The sequence below is a fragment of the Granulicatella sp. HMSC31F03 genome (assembly GCF_001807725.1).
In the GTDB taxonomy this organism is placed as follows: domain Bacteria; phylum Bacillota; class Bacilli; order Lactobacillales; family Aerococcaceae; genus Granulicatella; species Granulicatella adiacens.
The window spans coordinates 36,152-41,823 of record NZ_KV790838.1 but is presented as its reverse complement, the minus strand read 5'-3'; the positions used below and the strand labels follow the sequence as shown (position 1 = coordinate 41,823).

6 protein-coding genes and 1 pseudogene are annotated in these 5,672 nt (G+C 35.4%); 6 read left to right on the top strand and 1 reads right to left on the bottom strand.

Features of this window, described 5'->3' with window-relative positions:
* The first annotated feature begins 206 nt into the window (after nt 1-206).
* Together HMPREF3106_RS00740 and HMPREF3106_RS00735 are read left to right on the top strand one after the other, a co-directional pair.
* On the top strand, nt 207-920 hold the full coding sequence (locus HMPREF3106_RS00740) for a 16S rRNA pseudouridine(516) synthase (protein WP_049554752.1): 714 nt from the start codon (nt 207-209) through the stop codon (nt 918-920).
* Between the two features lie 188 nt (nt 921-1,108).
* Nucleotides 1,109-1,477, top strand: a complete 369-nt coding sequence (locus tag HMPREF3106_RS00735; RefSeq protein WP_049554753.1) for an EXLDI protein — start codon at nt 1,109-1,111, stop codon at nt 1,475-1,477.
* A 101-nt stretch (nt 1,478-1,578) separates the two neighbouring features.
* On the opposite strand, the gene HMPREF3106_RS00730 is transcribed toward HMPREF3106_RS00735, so the two are convergent.
* Complete coding sequence (locus HMPREF3106_RS00730) at nt 1,579-2,565, bottom strand: acyl-CoA dehydrogenase family protein (protein WP_246827487.1); 987 nt, start codon at nt 2,563-2,565, stop codon at nt 1,579-1,581.
* A 487-nt stretch (nt 2,566-3,052) separates the two neighbouring features.
* On the opposite strand from HMPREF3106_RS00730, the gene HMPREF3106_RS00725 reads away from it, so the two are divergent.
* From HMPREF3106_RS00725 to HMPREF3106_RS09625, 4 genes and pseudogenes are all read left to right on the top strand, one after another.
* Nucleotides 3,053-3,277: a hypothetical protein gene (locus HMPREF3106_RS00725; protein WP_049554755.1), complete on the top strand. Its 225-nt coding sequence runs from the start codon at nt 3,053-3,055 to the stop codon at nt 3,275-3,277.
* 299 nt (nt 3,278-3,576) lie between these two features.
* Nucleotides 3,577-3,795: a tyrosine-type recombinase/integrase gene (locus tag HMPREF3106_RS09210; RefSeq protein WP_239652317.1), complete on the top strand. Its 219-nt coding sequence runs from the start codon at nt 3,577-3,579 to the stop codon at nt 3,793-3,795.
* Between the two features lie 158 nt (nt 3,796-3,953).
* Entirely contained in the window at nt 3,954-5,237 is a 1,284-nt protein-coding gene (locus HMPREF3106_RS00720; protein ID WP_049554756.1) for a hypothetical protein, read from the top strand.
* 151 nt (nt 5,238-5,388) lie between these two features.
* Nucleotides 5,389-5,672, top strand: a pseudogene (locus tag HMPREF3106_RS09625) (IS3 family transposase); the annotation flags it as partial.

The following is a 5,672-nucleotide window of genomic DNA, read 5'->3' as shown; positions in this document are numbered from 1 at the left end:
TTTTCAAAGGTCAATCGTTGTTTTGCAACAACTTTGATATCATATCACGCGTTCATTTTCTTTGCAAGAAATATGATTCGATGTTTTTTAACATCTTGCGCGACAACGTTTAATAATTTACCACAGGAAGAAAGAGACGTCAACGAATAACTACTCGATTTTTGAAAAAAATTGTATAATCGAGAAAACGACTGCAAGGAGGGCCTATGAGACTCGAACATCTATTAATGAAACATCTGGTGCTGAGCCGCCGTGAAATGAAGAAACTCATCAAGAACGAAGCTGTCTTAATCGATGGTGTTTCGGCCACTCACGTCAGCAATAATGTTGATGCAAGCCTGCAAGTTATCACGGTGAACGGTACTCAGATTCATGACAACAGCCAGAAGTACTATATGCTGAATAAACCTCAAGGCGTCATCTCCGCTACGATCGATAAGAAACATACGACCGTTATCGACCTCTTCGCCAAGGAGAACGTTGAAGGCTTATACCCGCTCGGACGACTTGATGGGGATACTGAAGGGCTGCTCCTCGTGACGAATAATGGTCCGCTGGGCTACCGAATGCTGAATCCCGACCAACATATCGAGAAAGAATATTATGTAGAAGTGAACGGCCCGCTAGACGAGGATGCCATAGAAACCTTCAAACGCGGCGTCACTTTCCACGGTGGGTATCAATGCAAAACTAGTTCGCTTACGATAATAGAAAGTAGCGGCAGCTTAAGCCGTGCGACCGTCACAATCTCTGAAGGGAAATTCCATCAAGTGAAGAAGATGTTTCTATGCGTTGGTGTGAAAGTGACGTATCTTAAACGCATTCGCTTTGGAGAGTTTGTGTTAGCTGAATCGCTGGCTCCTGGGGAATACCGAGAACTAAACGAAGCAGAACTTGAACTTGTAAAGACGTATTTCTAAAAAAGCAAAATGTAACATAAAAGTTACGTAACTTATATGTTACATTTCGGTTGTTCAACACTGAAAATTTCATCTTAGCCAATCTAACTACCCGTCTCATAATCATAAAGAGATAGACATCACTCTTAAAAAGTGGTTTAATAGAAGTAACAGCATATCATCCAGTTGACTATTTTGGAGGTAAGGTTATGGATTATGAAGTCATTAAACTTAACGTTTCAAAGGATAAAATTCGAGAATATAAGCAATTCGAGGGATTAAAATTATATTCAACTATTATTAAATCCCAAGATGAACGGACTCTGACGAATAAAAGAATTTACGTTACGAAAAAGAACAACTATGTTTATTACGAGCGAACCGATACGAATTGGAATTTTTGGTCAAATCCAAAAAATCATCAGTCTTCATTTATCCCAGTTGAAGAAAACCACCATATTCTCTTTGAAGTTGCACCTGACCTAAGTGCATTCTCCAAGTATTTAGGGGAAGAGCTGATTCAAAAAATTCAATCCAAACAACAGAATGGTGAAATCATCGAAAAATTAGATATTTAATAACAGTGGATTCACAAATACGGATACTCTCTCTGAACTTGTTTAAACACAAATAAGCTCGCCTGCACTGACGCAAGCGAGCTTTTCTACTATATATAAATTTATTGAATAGGTCCTAAGAGAATATTCGCCCACGCATCATGCAATGACTCTTGGTCACTTGGTTGGAACAAGCCTGCCAACACGTCGCGGTATAAGCGAGATAATTCTGTACGGTTGAAGTATGAACTACCACCACATGCACGAACGATTTCTTCCACGGCTTTCTTCGATACTTCTACAGAACGGTTCTTAATAGAAGATAGACGAGGCAACCAGATGAAGCTGTATTCAGAACTTGCTTCAAGCGTGTCGCTCAATTCGTTAATTTGCGGTTGAATGCCGTCTAGCATAATCGCCGCTTCCGCAATTCTCCAGCGAATGTTTTTATCGTTGGCATAAGGCGCATCGTTGGATACAGAGTGACGTTTCTTCACTGTCTCTACCCCGATTTCTAGCGCACGTTTTCCGATACCAAAGTATGTTGCCGCCAGTAGAATCTCGAAGTAGGCGAAAATACCGAATACCACTGGATCGAAGCTTGGTCCAGGAGCCACTTTTGTGAGGACTTGCTCTTCTGCTGCGAAAATCCCTTTTAACTCAACGCTGTTTGATTGCGTCGCACGCATGCCCATTGTATCCCAGTCGTCTTTTACGATAAACGTTTCTTGGTCCGGTGTTAAATACGCAAAGACTGACAGTGGTGATTCGCCTGTATTATCTTGCCCAAATGAAACCAACTTGTCGCAATATTTTCCCATTGATAAGAAGACTTTCTTGCCGTAAAAACGATACGCGCCGCCCTCTTCCGGACGAGCCTCAGAAATCGAACCGAATAACACGCGGTCGTTTGATGGTTCAGAAATCCCAAACGCCAATAACTTGCCTTCTGCAGCATCGCGAAGGATTTGTTCTCCCTTCTTGTTACCAAAACGAACCATGTGCTTGCCTAGGCCGACAATAATTTGGTGCATGTTCACCCCAAGCGCAGTCCCTGGAGCCGCCATCGCAAGACGTGTTTGTTCTTGCGCGATTTCTTTCAGCGACAAACCGAAACCGCCGTACTCTTTTTGGCACGAACGCCTTCAAGTATCCCGCCTCTTTTAACGCTGCATAGTCCTGCGCAGGCCACGCATTTTCTTTGTCATAACGCGGTGCACGCTCATGAATTTCTTGTAATAACTCTTCCGATAAAAACATAAAAAGCCTCCTTAATGGTTGTACATCGTTAGTATACGATTAGCAAGACTAATATAGCAAACGGCATACACTTATTCTTAAGGAATTATCAACTATCAATCTTCACTCGATTTATACATGTTATTTTTTATGGCATATGATTTATTAAATTTTAGAACTTTATTAGCGTTCTCATCTTATTTATATCTGATTAAATACACTGCTAACTAACGAAATGTCGTAACATTATTTTTAACGTTAATAATATTTAAAATCCCTTCCACATCCCCTTGACAGACTCTATAGAGAGAGTTAAAATCCAATTGAATAAAGCGCTATCAAAAAGGAGGATATATCATGAAAAAAATTTATGAAACTCAAGAATGGAAAGGTAACGGAAAGCAAAATTACTATCATAATGAATACCGAACAGATGGAGATAAAGTATACAAAGTCAAATGTAATAGACGGAAATTTTTTGACGGAAAAGAAAATAAATGGGAAACCTCAGAGAAAGTGACAGACCGATGGGAAAAGTCTGATTCAAATTTAGCAGATTGGCTAAAAAATCTACTAAATTAACATTGTTGACATTTTATTAAAAATAAAAATTTTGAAAAATTGTACTGACCCCAAAAGTTAGATTTTCTGTCTAACTTTTGGGGTGCAGTTCGGTCCCTCTTCCTTTAAAAATCCTAATCATCATTTTTATTTCTAATAAGGTAGTGATTCGGTTGATTTATATTGCAATGTAGTGAAATTTAGAATTTCAAAAATCGCTTTGAATCAAGGTCTATACCGTCTAGTGACGTGTAGTGAATCCCTATTTTACTTCTATAAATAACAAACAGGGCAGAGCATTGTATCATATAGAAATTTTAATGTTCTTAAGAGGTGGAACTAGTCAGTCCGCTAAGTATAATAAGAAAAGTAGAAAATCCTATAAGGATATTGATAACATAGTTGATTTTGGTAGGCCTGTTTACATAGTTCCCCATATGTTCCGACATAGTTTTGTTTCAGTCCTGGCTGATAAGAATGTGAACCTAAACTTTATTCGAGAGTTTGTGGGACATTCAGAAGATAGCAGAGAAGTATAAAAATCTATCTTCATGTTATGCAAAAAAGAAAACATAAGATTGAACAAGCTATGATAGATTTGGCTGAAATCATAAAATGAGTAATAGTTCCGGTTATTGATTCAGTTTTATTCAAAAAATGATATGATAGTGATATAAAGTATCAATTAGGTGTAGGTATGATAAATAGACAAGCTAAGAAGTTTTTTGATTATTATTTAAAAATAGTTGCAACAGAAGAATATCAATCTTATTATCACAGAAATGAGCAGGAAGGATTAGAATTTCATAAAAAGTACATTGAAGAAAAACACCCCGAATGGAGGACACGGACAGACTATTTTGATGAATTCTCAATTGGCGAGTTTATTATTTTAGATACACTTTCAAATGAGGGTGTTAATAAATTAACGAAGCGTTTATATTCGTTACCAAAGTCGAAATTTAAAGTGAAAAATTATTATAAAAAACCTACTATATTTAAAAAATACGACTATGTCCATTTAGAATATTTAAGGCATGGAGTCGGAATTTTTGCTGAAATTGAGATAATTGGAGATAAATTTTTCAGCAGTATTGAAATAAGTTGGGCGACGGTAAATAATTATTATGCTATTTTTCAATATAGATTTCATTTCAAACAAGTATTGACAGAGTCTAATCTTCAATTATTTATTTCTGATAATATCAATAACTTGAGTAAAAAAGATTACATTAATTGGTATATTCTGGATGATAAGGACGATAAACTTAATTATCTAGCTATTGATCAGATGACAAGTGAACTTCCTTCTTTGATATGTCAACATTACATAACTACGTTTTTATATAGCGAAAATGGGAAAATGAACAAATTAATTAATCTAACAGTTGCTTTTCGAAAGGAAAAAGTTGATATAGATAAAATATACTTCGGGGATATTAGTTATAGTCTATATAATAAGAAAGGTAATTACTATATTTCAAATAGTTTTAATGATAGCGATTATGTTCTATACTCAGGAAATAATTTCATTCCTAGATTTAGTATTTTAGGGTCTATATCGCAATATGGGAACGAGCTCTATTACTTATTATTTGGAGAGCGAGAACTTCACATTTTTGAAAGAGATTTTTCGAAATATGTATCAGGAAGAAAGAACATAATGTTTAATAAAAATTTTTTAAACCTTTTGAAAAAGATACAAAGCCTATCGGAGTCAGAAAACAGAATAGATATTTCTAATTTTAAAAAAGACTTTGAAGATTCTTGGACTATATTTGTATCAAATGACGAAGTTCAACTAGAAAATTTATTTCATAAAAATTTGTCATATTATCGAAATGTAATTAAAGAAAATTATTCCTATTTGAATATGCTTACAGAGATAAATTACACAAAGGCAAATACCATAAGTTCTATCGTTGCTACGATAGTCTCCATCATTGCTACCATTATATCTATTATTGCTCTCCTAAAGTGATATAATCAGTTAAAATTCAGTTGTTTTGCTAAAATTAAAAGAAAAAAGCCTTTGAAATGCGGCACTCCCCCCCGTAAATGAGAATTAAATAAAAACACCTCCAAGTTGGATTTGGTACAATATTATCAAATACGCATGGAGGTGTCTTTTTATGGTTAAAAATCGTGTGGCCTATTCTGTCGATACAAAGAATAAAGCCGTAGAAATGAAATTACAGGGATATACTACAAAACAAGTAATGCAGGAGTTAAACATTAAAAATGAAACTCAAGTAAAAACATGGTTTAGATGGTATAAAAATGGAGAAACTCATCGTTTCCACCAACAGGTGGGGAAACAATATTCCTATAATAAAGGAATAGCTGAACTTTCAGAAATCGATCAATTAAAATTAGAATTACAAAGAAAAGAAGTTGAATTAGAAATATTAAAAAA